Here is a 14,901-nt window from a genome sequence, read left to right on the forward strand (position 1 = left end):
CGGCCACCTCTCGGGGATCGTGCGGTTACTCCGTCGGCGGGAGTGGGGACCGGCGACTCTTCGGCAGGCGCAGCACCTCGAACTGGTCCGTACCGTCGATGAGCGCGGCCGACGGCGCCGGGCGGGCCGGCGGCACGGCGACCGGGGTGGCCGCCTCGGCCGGGCCCTCCCCGCCCCCGACGGTCACCGGGACCGGCGTCGGCACCGGCGGCTCGGCGGGCACCGGCGTGCCCCGCCGGCGGGCCCGGCGCTCGCGGAAGGACTCCTTCGTGCGCTCCACCATCGTGTAGAGGGTCGGCACCAGGATCAGCGTGAGCAGCGTCGAGCTGAGCAGACCGCCGATCACCACGACGGCCAGCGGCTTGGAGATGAAACCGCCCTCGCCGGTCAGGCCGAACGCCATGGGCAACAGCGCGAACACGGTGGCGACCGCGGTCATCAGGATCGGCCGCAGCCGGCGCCGGCCGCCCTCGACGACCGCCTCGGTCACGCCCATGCCCTGCCCCCGGTACTGGTTGATCAGGTCGAGCAGCACGATCGCGTTGGTCACCACGATGCCGACCAGCATGAGCACGCCGATCAGCGCCGGCACGCCCAGCGGGGTCCCGGTGAGCAGCAGCAGCCCGATCGCGCCGGTCGCCGCGAACGGCACGGAGATCAGCAGGATCAACGCCTGGGTGAGGCTGCGGAACGTGCCCACCATGATCAGGAAGACGATCGCGATCGCCGCCAGCACGGCCAACCCCAGGTCGGCGAAGGCGTCGGCCTGGTCCGCGCTCACGCCACCGATGACGAACGTCGCCCCCGGCACGTCCAGCGCGTCCAGCTTCTTCTGCAGCTCCTGGGTGGTGGCGCCGAGGTTCGAGCCGGTGGCCGAGCCGGTCACCGACACGCTCCGCTCGCCGTCGATCCGGGTCACCTGCTGCGGGCCCTCGACCTGGTTGACGTCGGCGATGTCGTCCAGCTTCACCCGGCCGACCGGCAGCGCCCGCAGCTCGGCCACGCTCAGCGGCGGCCGGGCCCCGGTGCTCAGCACCACGTTCTGCGGGGTGCCGTCCAGGGTGACCTGGCCGAGCGGCGCCCCCCGGTACGCCTGCGCGACGACCTGCCCCACGGCGGCCTCGGTCAGCCCGGCGCGAGCCGCGGCGACCCGGTCCACGGTCACCTCCACCCGGGGCACCCGGGTGGCCAGGCCGGTGGTGACGTCCTCGACGCCCGGCGTGCCGGCCATCGCGTCCCGGACGGCCTCGGCCGCCCGGGTCAGCGTCTCCTGGTCGGCGGCCTGCACGACCACCTCGAGCTGGTTGGCGGAGGCGCTCTGCCCGCCGCCGAAGGTCAGCTCGCCCGCCTCCGGGCCGAGCGCGTCGAACTCCTTGCGCAGCTTCTCGCGGACCGCCGCCGCGTCGGTGTCGTCGGTGAGCGCCAGCGACCAGGAGGCGGTGTCGTTGCCGCCGCCCGCCCACGGGTTGTCGCCGCCGCCCGCGCTGACCTGGTAGGTCGCCACCCCCGGCGTACGCCGGAGGATCTCCTCCACCCGCGCGGCGGCCTGGTCGGTGCCGGTCAGCCCGGTGCCCGCCGGCAGCTCCTGCTGGATGGCCAGGGTGTCCTGGCCGGAGTCGTCCAGGAAGTTGGTCTCCAGCTTCTGCGCCAGCCCGAACGTGCCGAAGAGCACCAGCAGGCCCAGCGCCACGGTCGCCCAGCGGGTGCCCCGGGACCCGGTGGCGAAGCCGATTACCGGCAGGTACCCCCGCTGCAACGGGCTGCGCAGCTCCTTCGCCGCGGCGGCGTGCCGGGCGGCGACCTCGTCGGCCCCACCGCGCGGCGGCTTGAGGAACCAGTACGCCAGCACCGGGATCACGGTCAGCGAGACCAGCAGCGAGGCGAGCAGCGCCACCGTCACGGTGATCGCGAACGGCGCGAAGAGCTGCCCCACGAAGCCGCCCACCAGGGCGATCGGCGCGAAGACGGCGACCGTGGTGAGGGTGGAGGCGGTCACCGCGCCGGCCACCTCACGGACCGCGGCCAGGATGGCGTCCCGCTTCGGCTCGCCGTACTCCAGATGTCGCTTGATGTTCTCCAGCACCACGATCGAGTCGTCGACCACCCGGCCGACGGCGATGGTCAGCGCGCCGAGGGTGAGCAGGTTCAGCGAGTAGTCGCCGGCCCACAGCACGATCAGCGCGACCAGCACGGACAGCGGGATGGAGACCGCGGTGACCACGGTCGAGCGGACCGAGAGCAGGAAGACCAGGATCACCACGACCGCCATGAGCAGGCCGAGCAGGCCCTCGGTGGTGAGGCTCTCGATGGACCGCTCGACGAACGGGGCCTGGTCGAAGACCACGGTCAGGTCGGCGCCGGAGGCGGCCTCCAGCTCGTCCAGGCGGTCCCGGATGTCGTGGGAGATGGCCACCGCGTTGCCGTCGGGCGAGGCGGTGACGGCGATGCCGAGGCTGGGCTTGCCGTTGGTGCGGGTGAAGCCGGTGGCCGGGGCGAGCTGCTGCTCCACCCGGGCCACGTCGCCGAGGCGCACGGGGGCGGCCGGGGCGGTGCTCAGCACGATCCCGCGCAGGTCGTCGACGCTGCGGATCGGGGTGCCGACCTGCACCGGCAGCGAGCGGCCGCCGTCGGTCACCGCGCCGGCCGGCAGCGCCACGCCGTTGGTCTTCAACGCCTGCGCGATCGCGGTCGGGGCCAGCCGGGCCGCGGCCAGCTTCGCCGGGTCGGGCACGATCGTCACGACCTGGTCGCGGGCGCCGGTCACGTCGACCGTGCGGACCCCGTCCAGCCCCTCCAGCTCGGGTACGACGGTCGCGCGCAGCTTCTCGGCCAGGGCCCGCTCGTCGGCGCCGCCGGTCGCGGCGACCACCACGGCGGGCAGGTCGTCGGTGCTGCCGGCGATCACCTGCGGGTCGACGCCCTCGGGGAGCTGGGCGTCGATCCGGCTCAGCGCGGTCTGCATCTTGTTGACCACGTCGTCCAGGTCGGTGCCGAACTCGTACTGCACCTGGACGGTGGCGGAGCCCTCGCGTGAGGTGGAGGTGACCTTCTCCAGCCCCGGGATGCCCTGGAGGCTGTTCTCGATCGGCTCGGCGACCTGCGACTCGACGATCTCCGGCGCGGCGCCCGGGTACGGCGCCACGATGAACGCGGCGGGGAACTCCAGCGACGGCAGCAGCTGCTGCTTCAGCGACGGCACGGCGAACGCCCCGAACGCCGTGGTCACCAGCGCGATGAGGGCGATCAACCCCCGGTTGGCGAGACTGAATCTGGCGAGCACCGACATGGGCGTTACTCACTCCTGAAAGGGGTGTACGGGGTGTCCAGAGTCTGCCGTACACGATCACGCTCCCACGCACGGACCCCGGCCGGCGTGACGGCGCCCGCAGCCGGCGGCGCGGGCGCGTCAGACCAGGTCGAGGGAACGGGCGGCGGCGAGGGCGTCGTTGGCGATCGTCAGCGGGGCGGGCGCCGTGGAGATGGCCCACTCCGGGTCCTTGAGGCCGTGGCCGGTCACCGTGCAGACCACGGTGGCGCCGGCCGGCACCCGACCGGCGGCGGCCTGCTGGAGCAGGCCGGCCACGCTGGCCGCGCTGCCCAGCTCGACGAAGACCCCGACCTCGCGGGCCAGCAGCCGGTACGCCGAGAGGATCTCCCGGTCGGTGACCGCCGAGATCAGCCCGCCGGAGGCGTCGCGGGCGTCGATCGCCTTGGTCCAGCTCGCCGGGTTGCCGATCCGGATGGCGGTGGCGATGGTGGACGGCTCGGGCACCACCTGCCCGGTGACGATCGGCGCCGCGCCGGCCGCCTGGAAGCCGTACATCGTCGGGGCCTTCGTGGCGTTGCCGTCGCGCAGGTCCTCCGAGTAGCCCATCCAGTAGGCGGAGATGTTGCCGGCGTTACCCACCGGCAGGCAGTGGATGTCGGGCGCGTCGCCGAGCGCCTCGACGATCTCGAACGCGGCGGTCTTCTGCCCGTGCAGCCGGTCGATGTTGACGGAGTTGACCAGCGCGACCGGGTAGTCCTGGGCGAGCTTGCCGGCCAGCGCCAGGCAGTCGTCGAAGTTGCCCTGCACCTGGAGCAGCCTGGCGCCGTGCACCAGCGCCTGGGCCAGCTTGCCCAGCGCGATCTTGCCCTGCGGCACCAGCACGGCGCAGGTTATCCCGGCGCGGGCCGCGTACGCGGCGGCGGAGGCGCTGGTGTTGCCCGTGGAGGCGCAGATGATCGCCTTGTCACCGGCCTCGACGGCCTTGGAGACGGCGACCGTCATGCCCCGGTCCTTGAACGAGCCGGTCGGGTTCGCACCCTCGACCTTGAGCCAGACGTCGGCGCCGACCCGGGCGGAGAGCACCGGCGCCGGCAGCAGCGGCGTGTTCCCCTCGTGCAGGGTGACGACGGGAGTGGCGTCGGTGACCGGCAGCCGGTCGCGGTACGCCTCGATCAGACCCCGCCACATGTCGCGCTCCTCGCCTCTGCCGCCCCGGTCGCGGGGCCCCTACCAGCGTGGACCAGCCTTCCCGACCGGCCGCCGGCACACCTCCGGTTAACCATCAGGCGGGACGGTCGGCTACGCCCCGCCCTCGACCCGCAGCACGCTCGTCACCGAGCGGACGATGTCCAGCCCGCGCAGCTCGTGGACGGTGGCCGCGAGCGCGGCGTCCGGTGCCACGTGGGTGACGATGACCAGCTCGGCGTCGGGGCCGGCGCCCGCCGGGCCCTGCCGCACGGTGGCGATGGAGACCTCGTGCCGGGCGAAGACCCCGGCCACCGCCTCCAGCACACCCGGTCGGTCGGCCACGTCCAGGCTGATGTGGTAGCGGGTGAGCGCCTCACCCATCGGCCGCACCGGCAGGTCCGCGTACGCGGACTCGCTGGCCGCGTGCACCCCGGCGAGGCGGTTGCGGGCCACCGCCACCACGTCGCCGAGGACCGCGCTGGCGGTCGGCGCGCCGCCCGCGCCCCGGCCGTAGAACATCAGCTGCCCGGCCGCCTCGGCCTCGACGAAGACGGCGTTGAACGCGTCGCCGACGCCGGCCAGCGGGTGGGTCAACGGGATCATGGCGGGGTGCACCCGGACGCTGACCGTCTCGCGCCCGGCCGCGTCGGCGCCCCGGGCGGCGATGCAGAGCAGCTTGATGGTGCAGCCCATGGCCTTGGCGCTGGCCACGTCGGCGGCGGTCACCTCGGTGATGCCCTCGCGGTGCACGTCGGCGGCGGTGACCCGGGTGTGGAACGCCAGCGAGGCCAGGATGGCGGCCTTCGCGGCGGCGTCGAAGCCCTCCACGTCGGCCGTCGGGTCCGCCTCGGCGTACCCCAGTTCGGTGGCCTCCTCCAGGGCCTCGGCGAAGCCGGCGCCGGTGGCGTCCATGGCGGAGAGGATGAAGTTGGTGGTGCCGTTGACGATGCCGGTGACCCGGTTGATCCGGTCGCCGTGCAGCGACTCGCGCAGCGGGCGCAGCAGCGGGATGGCACCGGCGACGCTGGCCTCGTAGTAGAGGTCCGCCCCGCCCTCGGCGGCCGCGTCGTGCAGCGTCGCGCCGTCCTCGGCGAGCAGCGCCTTGTTCGCGGTGACGACGCTCTTGCCGGCGCGCAGCGCCTCGACCAGCCAGGTGCGGGCCGGCTCGATCCCGCCGACGACCTCGATCACGACGTCCACGTCGTCCCGCTTGATCAGGCCGAGCGGGTCGGTGGTGAACAGGGCGGGATCGACCGGCAGGTCGCCGCGGTCCCGGCCGATCCGGCGGACGGCGATGCCGGCGATCTCCAGCGGGGCGCCGATCCGGGCGGCGAGGTCGGCCGACTGCTCGTGCAGCAGCCGCACCACGTCGCTGCCGACCGTGCCGCAGCCGAGCAGGGCCAAGCGAACGGGTGAGGTCATCCCACATCCAATGCGAGCAGGTCGTCTTCGGTCTCCCGGCGGACGATCAGCCGCGCCCGACCGTCGCGGACGGCGACGACCGGGGGCCGCGGGACATGGTTGTAGTTGCTGGCCATGCTCCGGCAGTAGGCCCCGGTGCCGGGCACCGCGACAAGATCTCCGGGCTGCACGTCGGCGGGCAGGAATTCATCCTTCACCACGATGTCCCCGGACTCACAGTGCTTTCCCACCACGCGGGCGAGCATCGGCTCCGCGGCCGAGGCCCGGTTGGCCAGCGTCGCCGAGTAGGACGCGTCGTAGAGCGCGGTGCGGATGTTGTCGCTCATCCCCCCGTCGACGCTGACATAAGCACGACCGTCCGCTGCGCCGCCCCCGGTGCCGCCGAGCGGCACGGACTTGACCGTGCCGACCTCGTAGAGGGTGAACACGGCCGGCCCGACGATGGCCCGGCCCGGCTCGATGGACAGGTGCGGCACGGCCAGGTTCTCGGCCGCGCACTCCCCGTCGACGATCTTCCGGAGCCGCTTGGCCAGGTCGTGCGGCGCGGCCGGGTCGTCCTGCGTCGTGTACGCGATGCCGAAGCCGCCGCCCAGGTCCAGCTCGGGCAGTTCCACCCCGCGCGCGTCGCGGATCTGCGCCTGGAGGGCGAGCACCCGGCGGGCGGAGACCTCGAAGCCGCTGGCGTCGAAGATCTGCGAGCCGATGTGCGAGTGCAGCCCGCGCAGCTCCAGCACGTCCTCGTCGAGGATCTTGAAGGCAGCCGCCGCGGCCGCACCGCCCGCGAGGGAGAAGCCGAACTTCTGGTCCTCGTGCGCGGTGGCGATGAACTCGTGGGTGTGCGCCTCCACGCCGACGGTCACCCGGACCAGCACCTTCGGGCGCACCCCGCGCTCGCGGGCCAGCGCGGTGAGCCGGTCGATCTCGGCGAACGAGTCGACGATGATCCGGCCCACCCCGGCGTCGACAGCCCGGGTCAGCTCGGCCACCGACTTGTTGTTGCCGTGGAAGCCGATCCGCTCCGGCGGCATTCCGGCCGACAGCGCGGTGGCCAGCTCGCCTCCGGTGCAGACGTCGAGGAACAGGCCCTCCTCGGCGATCATCCGCACCACCGCCCGGCAGAGGAACGCCTTGCCGGCGTAGTAGACGTCGGCGTCCGGGAAGGCGTCCCGGAACTCGCGGCTGCGCGCGCGCAGGTCGTCCTCGTCCAGCACGTACACCGGGGTGCCGAACTCGGCGGCCAGGTCGCGGACGTCCAGGCCAGCGACGGCCAGCGCGCCACCCGCGCCGCGCACCACGTTGCGGGGCCACAGCAGCGGGACCAGGTCGTTGACGTCGACCGGGGGACGCAGCCAGGCCGGCCCCCGGTTGCCGATGTCGCCGTGCAGGGCACCGGCCTCGTGCGCCCGCATTACATCCGCTCCGGAGCCGAGACGCCGAGCAGGCGCAGGCCGTTGGCGATGACCACCCGGGTGGCGTCGTTGAGCCAGAGCCGGGCCCGATGCAGGTCGGTGACCTCCTCGTCGCCGCGCGGCAGGATCCGGCAGTTGTCGTAGAACCGGTGGTAGGACTGCGCCACCCGCTGCTCCAGGTAACGGGCCACCCGGTGCGGCTCGCGCAGTTCGGCGGCGGTGGCGACCACGGCGGGGAACTCGGCGAGCGCCTTGAGCAGCTCGTTCTCCTTCTCGTGGGCGAGCAGCTCGGGACGGAACTCGTCGGCGTCGCCCCGGCTCAGCCCCACCTCGGCGGCGTTGCGGCCCACGCTGGCGGTCCGCGCGCCGACGTACTGCACGTAGAAGACCGGGTTGTCGTTCTTCGCCCGGGTCCACAGCTCCACGTCGATGTCGATCGGCGAGTCGCTGGAGTAGCGGGCCAGCGCGTAGCGGGACGCGTCGACGCCGATCGCGTCGACCAGGTCCTCCAGGGTGACCACGGTGCCGGCCCGCTTGCTCATCCGCACCGGGGCGCCGTCGCGGAGCAGGTTGACCAGTTGGCCGATGAGGATCTCCAGGTTGCGGTCCGGGTCGTCGCCGAAGCAGGCGGCCATGGCCTTCATCCGGCCGATGTAGCCGTGGTGGTCGGCGCCCAACATGATCACCACGCGCTCGAAGCCGCGCTCGCGCTTGTCGAGGTAGTAGGCGCAGTCGGCGGCGAAGTAGGTCCACTCGCCGTTGGACTTGCGCAGCACCCGGTCCTTGTCGTCGCCGAAGTCGGTGGTGCGCAGCCAGGTGGCGCCCTCGGACTCGTAGAGGTGGCCCTGCTCACGGAGCCGGTCGAGCGCCTTGTCCAGCTCGCCCCGGTCGTGCAGGTCCTTCTCGTTGAAGTAGGTGTCGAACTCCACGCCGAAGTCGTGCAGCGACGCCTTGATCTCGGCGAACATCAGCTCGACGCCCTCGACCCGGAACACCTCCTGGGCGGCGGCCTCGGCCAGGTCCAGCACCTCCGGCCGGCGCTTGATCACCTCGGCCGCGATCTCCGCGATGTACGCGCCGCCGTAGCCGTCCTCCGGGGCCGGCTGGCCCTGCGCGGCGGCGAGCAGCGAGCGGGCGAACCGGTCGATCTGGGAGCCGGCGTCGTTGAAGTAGTACTCGGTGCCCACCTCGGCGCCGGTGGCGCGGAGCAGCCGGCTGAGCGCGTCGCCGACGGCCGCCCAGCGGACCCCGCCGATGTGCACCGGGCCGGTCGGGTTCGCCGAGACGAACTCCAGGTTGATCCGCTGGCCGGCGAGGGCGTCGCTGCCGCCGTACGCCGGGCCGGCCTCGACGATGACCTTGGCGAGCTGGCCGGCGGCGGCCGCGTCGAGCCGGATGTTGAGGAAGCCCGGGCCGGCGATCTCCACCGACTTGATCCCCGGCGCCCTGCCGAGCTGGTCGGCCAGGGCGGCGGCCAGCTCCCGCGGGGGCACGCCGACCCTCTTGCTGAGCTGCAGCGCCAGCGTCGAGGCGTAGTCGCCGTGCTCGGGACTGCGGGGTCGCTCGACGGTGGTCTGCGCGGGCAGCGCGGAGCGATCCAGGCCCCGGTCTTCGAAGACGGCGTGGGCTGCGGAGAGGACGACCTCGGCGAGTTCTGCGGGAGTCACCGAACCATGTTATCGGGGGTAGACTCGGTCCCCGCGGCGGCGACCCAGCATGTGAACCGGCCCGCGGCTCCCCTGACCGACCGACCTGACGAGGCACGATGAGCATCAGCACCCCGGGCGGCCCAGAGCGCCGTCCGACCGTGGTCAGCACCGGCAAGAAGCCGGCCGCCGGCCGGCCCGCGGCTGCCGACAAGCCCTCCGGCGGCAAGGGCACCCCGCGGCCGACCGGCGGGAAGGGCCGCAAGCCGGTCACCCCGGTGAAGGTGAGCCAGGGTCGCGCTTGGGGTCCGATCGCCCTGTTCGTCGCGGTCGGCGTGCTGGCCGTCGGCATCATCGGCGTGGGTGCGTGGGCGGTCTACCGCGGCTCGCAGCCGTGGGAGAAGCGGGCCGACGCGATCAACGGCATCGTCGACTTCCGCAAGAAGGACAAGGACCTGGTCAAGGGCGGCCAGCACCAGGCGGGCCCGCTCAAGTACGACGTGCTTCCGCCGGTGGGCGGCCCGCACAACCAGGCCTGGCAGAACTGCATGGGCGACGTCTACGACGCCCCGATCGCCAACGAGCACGCGGTGCACAGCCTGGAGCACGGCACGGTCTGGATCACCTACCGCCCCGACCTGCCCGCCGACCAGGTGGCGAAGCTCAAGGCCAAGGTGCAGGGCAAGGAGAAGCTGATGCTCAGCCCGTTCGAAGGGCTGGACAAGCCGATCTCGCTGCAGGCCTGGGGCTTCCAGCTCAAGGTCGACAACGCCGACGACAGCCGGATCGACGAGTTCATCAAGACCCTGCGGGTGAACGCCTCCGTGGAGGGCCCGACGGCGCTCTGCGACCAGGGTGTCACCGCCACCGGCACCACGCCGCGCGACAACCTGGGCAACAACATGCCCGAGCAGCCGACCCAGTGAGGACGCCGCGATGACCGCTGTCCCGACCACGGACACCGACCTCGACGAGGCCCCGGTCACCGACGCCGGTGACCGGGGGGCCGCGCGGCGCTTCGGCGTCCTGGCCCTCGCCGCCGCCGTCGTGGTCGGTCTCCTGCTCGGGTACGCGGGCGGCCTGCTCACCCCGACGCTCACCCGTCCCGGCGACAGCTCGGCGGAGGCCGGCTTCGCCCGGGACATGACCGCCCATCACGCGCAGGCGGTGGCGATGGGGCTGTTGGCGTTCCGGCAGGGCCAGGACCCGGAGGTACGCCAGATCGGCGGCGACATCGCCACCGGGCAGCAGGGCGAGATCGGCACCATGCAGACCTGGCTGCGCTCCTGGAAGCTGGACCCGACCGGCGACCAGGCGCCGATGGCCTGGATGTCGGACGGCCCCGGGCTGGTGAAGAACGGCCTGATGCCGGGCATGGCCACGCCGGAGGAGATGGCGAAGCTGCGAGCCGCGACCGGGCGTGAGTTCGACGTGCTCTTCCTGCAGATGATGATCCGGCACCACGTCGGCGGGGTGCACATGATCGACGGGATCCTCGACCAGGGGCACGACGACGACGTGCTGAAGGTCGCCCAGGTCATGAAGAACACCCAGCAGAACGACCTGACCAACCTCTCGGCGGCGCTCAAGCGCCTGGGCGGCACCCTGTAACACGCACACGTCAGTAGGGCCCGCGTCGTGCACGACGCGGGCCCTTCGCGTAGCTCGGACCAGATAGCGCACCTTATGCCGGTTTATAACGGTTTGGGTTGTACAACCCATTGCACTGCTTGGAGAGTTTTCTCCACACATATCGTGACCAGTTGCGATTCGGGCTCGTTGCGCAGGACGTGGGGGTTGCACTCAGAGACGCAGGGCGGTCGGTGACCAGCTGGTGCCGACGCCACACCATCGGCGGTGACGGGGCGGTGGCAGCCGTCCGTCGCGGACTGCGGCAGGGCGAGCCGGGAACGCTCAGCCGCGAACAGGAACTCGAACTGATCGACATGCTCCGGGGCGTCCACCCCGACGAGTTCGGCCTGGACGAGGAGCTCTGGACGCGACAGAGCCTCACCACCCTCATCGAGCGCCAGTTCGAGCTGACCATGGACGCCGGCACGGTCGGGGCGTACCTGCGGGCCTGGGGGTTGGGTCCGCGGGAGCCCCGCGAACGGGCCTGCGGGCTCTGCGTCGGCGCGGTCGAGCGCTGGGTGCGCAGCGAGTACCCGTCGATCACGCGGGCCGCCCAGGAGCACGCCGCGGAGGTCTACTGGATCGGCCGCGTACGCCTGCGCGGCACCATGCCGGCGGCCGACGTGATCTCCGCGGTCTCGTCCCGCGGCCGGGTGCGTTTCATGATCACGACTCCCACGGTCGACCCGCCGCTCCCCCGCGACTTCGTGCTGCGGCTCAGCGGCGCCGAGGAGCGCACGGTGCACCTGATCGTCGACGGCTCCTGGCCCCGCAACGAGTGGCCCCGCCGCCTGCCGCGCCGCATCGTCCTCCACCCGCTGCCGAGCTGCGGCCGCCCCGTCGCCGCCGCCTGACCCGCCGGGTGCCGATTCGGTGATCCGGAAAGGGGTTTGCTACTCTTCTCGGGTCGCTGAGCCCCCGTAGCTCAGGGGATAGAGCACCGCCCTCCGGAGGCGGGGGCGCAGGTTCGAATCCTGCCGGGGGCACAGACACGAAGAGCCCGGGCCGCTGGCCCGGGCTTTTTCGCTGGTCAGCCGGCTTCCCGGCGGGCCTTCGCGCGGCGCTTGCCCTCGTGCATGGCCTGCACGCGGGCCACCGGGATGCTGCGCCCCTCGGCGATGAGTTCCTCCGGCAGCCGCTGTGGCGCGGGCAGCGCCTCCGCCCACGGGTCCCGGTCGCCGAGCAGCCCCGGCACCGTCTTCACGGTGAAGTCGGCCGGGGTCGCCGCCTCGACGTCGGCCCAGCCGACCGGGTACGACACCGGCGTGCCGGGCCGGATGCGCGGGCTGTAGGCGGCCACCACGGTCGCCCCGTACGACCGGGTGGAGTCGACGAAGACCCGGCCGCCCCGGTCCTCGACGATGAAGGCGGTGGTGGCCAGCGCCGGGTCGAGCCGCTCGGCGCGGGCGGCGAGGGCCCGGGTCGCCGCGGCCGCCTCCTCGGCGGTGGTCGCCGGGTCCACCGGCACGATCACGTGCAGGCCCTTCGCCCCGCTGGTCTTCACCGCCCCGGCCAGCCCGGTGTCCGTGAGGGCCTGCCGGACCAGCAGTGCGGTGCGGACCGCCGCGCCGAACGAGTCGCCCGGCGGCGGGTCCAGGTCGAGCACCAGGTGGGTGGGGTGCTCGGGGTGACCGGCGTGGCCCAGCGTCGGGTGGTACTCGACGGCCCGCTGGTTGGCGAACCAGAGCAGCGTCCGGCGGTCGTCGCAGAGGGCGTACGAGATGGTGCGGTGCGAGGCCTCCGCCCAGACCGAGGCGCGGCGCACCCAGTCCGGCGTGTACTTCGGCAGGTTCTTCTGCATGAACGGGTCCTGCCCGGGCCGCACCCGGACCACCGACAGCGGCCGGTCCCGCAGCCCGGGGAGGATCCGCTCGTGGACGGCGTCCAGGTAGTCGACCAGGTCGCGCTTGGTGGCCCCGGCCCCGTCGAACAGCGGCTGGTCCAGGTTGGTCAGTGACACCCCGGCCCGGGTCTCGTCAGCGGCGCCCATCCGCCCATCCTGCCGTCCCGGCCGGCATCCGGCGACCCCGACGCGGCGGAGCGGGTCAGGAACCGAACGGGTCGCCGCCGGCCCGCACGGTGGCGAGCAGTTCGGCGGCGCGGGCGCGGGCGGCCGCGTACACGCCGGAGCCGAAGCTGATCCGGGCCACGCCGAGGGCGGCCAGCTCCGCCGGGGCGGGGGCGCCGGGCCGGGCCAGGATGTTGACCGGGGCGTCCACCTCGGCGACGAGGTCGCGGATCCGCGCCGGGTCGGCCAGCAGGATCGGGTAGACGCTGTCCGCCCCGGCCGCCCGGTAGCGGCGGGCCCGGCGCACCGCCTCGGCGAGCCGCCCCCGCTCCGGCCCGTACGCCCGCAGGTGCACGTCGACCCGGGCGTTGAGCACCAGGTCGACGCCGGCAGCCTCGGCGGCCGCCCGGATCCCGGCCAGCAGCTCGGCCTGCTCCTCGACGTCGCGCAGTTCCCCGGTACGCGGGTCGGAGTCCTCGATGTTGGCACCCACCGCCCCGGCGGCCAGCAGCCGCTCGACCAGCTCGGCCGGGCGCAGCCCGTACCCCCGCTCCAGGTCGGCGGTGACCGGGACCGGCACCGCGGCGGCGATCCGGGCGACCGCGGCGAACATCTCGGCCACCGGCGTGGCCTCGCCGTCGGCGTGGCCCAGCGCCTCGGCGACCGCGGCGCTGCTGGTGGCGACGGCCGGGAAGCCCGCCGCGACCACGGCCCGGGCGGACCCCGGGTCCCAGGCGTTCGGCAGGATCAGCGGGTCCCCGGGGCGGTGCCCCGCGCGCAGCGCGGCGGCCCGTCGGCTCAGCTCGGTCATGCGGTGAGTCTCGTCCGGCCCGCGGTCCACCCGTAAGCTCCAATTCCGTGCCGATGGACTGGGCCGATCTCGGCGTCGACCTGCACCTGGAGCTGGACACCACCGGTGGCCGGCGGGCCGGGCTGGAACGGGCGCTGCGGGACGCCATCCGCGACGGCCGGCTCCCCCCGGCCACCCGGCTGCCGGCCACCCGCACCCTCGCCGCCGAGCTGGGCCTGTCCCGGGGCACCGTGAGCGCCGCCTACGACCAGCTGGTCGCCGAGGGCTGGCTGGTCGCCCGGATCGGCGCGGGCACGCAGGTGAGCGCGCTGCCCGGGGCCGTGCCGCCGCCGGCCGCGCCGCCGCCCGGGCCCCCGACCTTCCGGTACGACCTGCGCCCCGGCAGCCCCGACGTCGGGCTCTTCCCGGTCACCGCCTGGCTGCGGGCCACCCGGCGGGCGCTGGCCGTCGCCCCCGCCGAGGCGTACGGCTACGGCGACCCGCGCGGCCGGCCGGAGCTGCGCCGGGCGCTCGCCGGCTACCTGGGACGGGCCCGGGGCGTGCTGGCCGACCCGGAACGGATCGTCATCACCACCGGCTACGTGCAGGCCCTGGTGCTGCTCACCGGCGTGCTCCGGGACGCGGGCACGCCGACACTGGCCATGGAGGACCCGGGGCTGGCCTTCCACCGGGAGGTGGTCCACCGGCACGGCGGCACCGTGCTGCCGCTGCCGGTGGACGGGCTCGGCGCGCGCACCGACCTGCTCGGCGCCGGGTCGCTGGCCCGGGTCGGGGCCGCCGTGGTGACCCCGGCGCACCAGTTCCCCACCGGGGTGACCCTGCACCCCGCGCGCCGTTACGCACTGGCGGAGTGGGCCCGGGCCACCGGCGGCCTGGTGATCGAGGACGACTACGACGGCGAGTTCCGCTACGACCGGCAGCCCGTCGGCGCGGTCCAGGGCACCGCCCCGGAGCAGGTCGCATACGTGGGCACGGCGGCGAAGACGCTCGCGCCGGCGCTGCGGCTGGCCTGGCTGGTGCTGCCGGCGCGGCTGGTGGAGCCGGTGGTGGAGGCCAAGCGCCACCTGGACCTGCACAGCGAGACGATCGGCCAGCTCGCGCTCGCCGAGCTGATCGACGGCCACGGCTACGACCGGCAGGTCCGCACCGTCCGGCGCCGCTACCGGCAGCGGCGGGACCTGCTGCTGGACCGGCTGGGCCGCCGGTCGGCGCTCGACGGGGTGGCGGCCGGGCTGCACGCCACCGTCCACCTGCGGCCGGACGGCCCGGCCGAGGCGGCGGTGCTGGCCGCGGCCGCCGCGCGCGGGCTCGCCGTCGGCGGGCTGGCGATGCACCGGCACCACCCGGAGAGTGGCCGGCCCGGCCTGGTGGTCGGCTACGCCCGCCCGCCGGCGCACGCCTATCCGGCCGCCGTGGACCTGCTGGCCGAGGTGCTGCACGACCTGAACGCCTGACCGTTCGGCGCCCGCCCCACACGATCGTGGCGACTGTCCGCCGGCAGTCGCCACGATCGCTGC

11 protein-coding genes and 1 tRNA gene are annotated in these 14,901 nt (G+C 73.9%); 5 read left to right on the top strand and 7 right to left on the bottom strand.

Annotated elements, in window-relative coordinates; all coding sequences use genetic code 11:
* Positions 1-25: 25 nt before the first annotated feature.
* The 5 genes from ACFYPD_RS01035 to argS form a co-directional block, all read right to left on the bottom strand.
* Positions 26-3,286, bottom strand: coding sequence for an efflux RND transporter permease subunit (locus ACFYPD_RS01035; protein WP_387107400.1), 3,261 nt, complete (start codon positions 3,284-3,286; stop codon positions 26-28).
* Positions 3,287-3,406: 120 nt separating this feature from the next.
* Positions 3,407-4,456, bottom strand: coding sequence for a threonine synthase (gene thrC, locus ACFYPD_RS01040; protein ID WP_387107401.1), 1,050 nt, complete (start codon positions 4,454-4,456; stop codon positions 3,407-3,409).
* Positions 4,457-4,567: 111 nt separating this feature from the next.
* Positions 4,568-5,878 carry a homoserine dehydrogenase gene (locus ACFYPD_RS01045; protein WP_387107403.1) on the bottom strand — a complete coding sequence of 437 codons (1,311 nt, stop codon included), beginning with the start codon at positions 5,876-5,878 and terminating at the stop codon, positions 4,568-4,570.
* On the bottom strand, positions 5,875-7,287 hold the full coding sequence (gene lysA / locus ACFYPD_RS01050) for a diaminopimelate decarboxylase (RefSeq protein ID WP_387107406.1): 1,413 nt from the start codon (positions 7,285-7,287) through the stop codon (positions 5,875-5,877). The genes ACFYPD_RS01045 and lysA overlap by 4 nt, the downstream gene beginning before the upstream one ends.
* On the bottom strand, positions 7,287-8,954 hold the full coding sequence (gene argS, locus ACFYPD_RS01055; protein ID WP_387107408.1) for an arginine--tRNA ligase: 1,668 nt from the start codon (positions 8,952-8,954) through the stop codon (positions 7,287-7,289). The genes lysA and argS overlap by 1 nt, the downstream gene beginning before the upstream one ends.
* Positions 8,955-9,052: 98 nt before the next feature.
* Between argS and ACFYPD_RS01060 the strand changes: the two genes are divergently transcribed.
* The 4 genes from ACFYPD_RS01060 (at position 9,053) to ACFYPD_RS01075 (ending at position 11,551) form a co-directional block, all read left to right on the top strand.
* A complete protein-coding gene (locus ACFYPD_RS01060; RefSeq protein WP_387107410.1) occupies positions 9,053-9,859 on the top strand; it encodes a DUF3105 domain-containing protein in 807 nt (268 codons plus the stop codon).
* Positions 9,860-9,869: 10 nt separating this feature from the next.
* Positions 9,870-10,544: a DUF305 domain-containing protein gene (locus ACFYPD_RS01065; RefSeq protein WP_387107412.1), complete on the top strand. Its 675-nt coding sequence runs from the start codon at positions 9,870-9,872 to the stop codon at positions 10,542-10,544.
* Between the two features lie 179 nt (positions 10,545-10,723).
* Positions 10,724-11,419 carry a winged helix-turn-helix domain-containing protein gene (locus ACFYPD_RS01070; RefSeq protein WP_387109096.1) on the top strand — a complete coding sequence of 232 codons (696 nt, stop codon included), beginning with the start codon at positions 10,724-10,726 and terminating at the stop codon, positions 11,417-11,419.
* Between the two features lie 60 nt (positions 11,420-11,479).
* Positions 11,480-11,551 (top strand) — tRNA-Arg (locus ACFYPD_RS01075).
* A 44-nt stretch (positions 11,552-11,595) separates the two neighbouring features.
* On the opposite strand, the gene ligD is transcribed toward ACFYPD_RS01075, so the two are convergent.
* Both ligD and ACFYPD_RS01085 read right to left on the bottom strand, forming a co-directional pair.
* Positions 11,596-12,555, bottom strand: a complete 960-nt coding sequence (ligD, locus tag ACFYPD_RS01080) for a non-homologous end-joining DNA ligase (RefSeq protein WP_387107413.1) — start codon at positions 12,553-12,555, stop codon at positions 11,596-11,598.
* A gap of 55 nt (positions 12,556-12,610) precedes the next feature.
* Entirely contained in the window at positions 12,611-13,384 is a 774-nt protein-coding gene (locus tag ACFYPD_RS01085; protein ID WP_387107415.1) for an isocitrate lyase/phosphoenolpyruvate mutase family protein, read from the bottom strand.
* A 53-nt stretch (positions 13,385-13,437) separates the two neighbouring features.
* Here ACFYPD_RS01085 and ACFYPD_RS01090 point away from each other — a divergent pair, with 53 nt between their 5' ends.
* Positions 13,438-14,838, top strand: a complete 1,401-nt coding sequence (locus ACFYPD_RS01090) for a PLP-dependent aminotransferase family protein (RefSeq protein WP_387109098.1) — start codon at positions 13,438-13,440, stop codon at positions 14,836-14,838.
* Positions 14,839-14,901 lie beyond the last annotated feature (63 nt).

The sequence above is a fragment of the Micromonospora sp. NPDC005299 genome, from assembly GCF_042872345.1.
Lineage (GTDB): Bacteria > Actinomycetota > Actinomycetes > Mycobacteriales > Micromonosporaceae > Micromonospora.

Coding starts and splice junctions, on each gene's coding strand:
- ACFYPD_RS01085 (WP_387107415.1), bottom strand. CDS start 13,384: ATGACCGAGCTGAGCCGACGGGCCGCCGCGCTGCGCGCGGGGCACCGC.
- ligD (WP_387107413.1), bottom strand. CDS start 12,555: ATGGGCGCCGCTGACGAGACCCGGGCCGGGGTGTCACTGACCAACCTG.
- ACFYPD_RS01065 (WP_387107412.1), top strand. CDS start 9,870: ATGACCGCTGTCCCGACCACGGACACCGACCTCGACGAGGCCCCGGTC.
- thrC (WP_387107401.1), bottom strand. CDS start 4,456: ATGTGGCGGGGTCTGATCGAGGCGTACCGCGACCGGCTGCCGGTCACC.
- ACFYPD_RS01045 (WP_387107403.1), bottom strand. CDS start 5,878: ATGACCTCACCCGTTCGCTTGGCCCTGCTCGGCTGCGGCACGGTCGGC.
- lysA (WP_387107406.1), bottom strand. CDS start 7,287: ATGCGGGCGCACGAGGCCGGTGCCCTGCACGGCGACATCGGCAACCGG.
- ACFYPD_RS01060 (WP_387107410.1), top strand. CDS start 9,053: ATGAGCATCAGCACCCCGGGCGGCCCAGAGCGCCGTCCGACCGTGGTC.
- ACFYPD_RS01035 (WP_387107400.1), bottom strand. CDS start 3,286: ATGTCGGTGCTCGCCAGATTCAGTCTCGCCAACCGGGGGTTGATCGCC.
- ACFYPD_RS01090 (WP_387109098.1), top strand. CDS start 13,438: ATGGACTGGGCCGATCTCGGCGTCGACCTGCACCTGGAGCTGGACACC.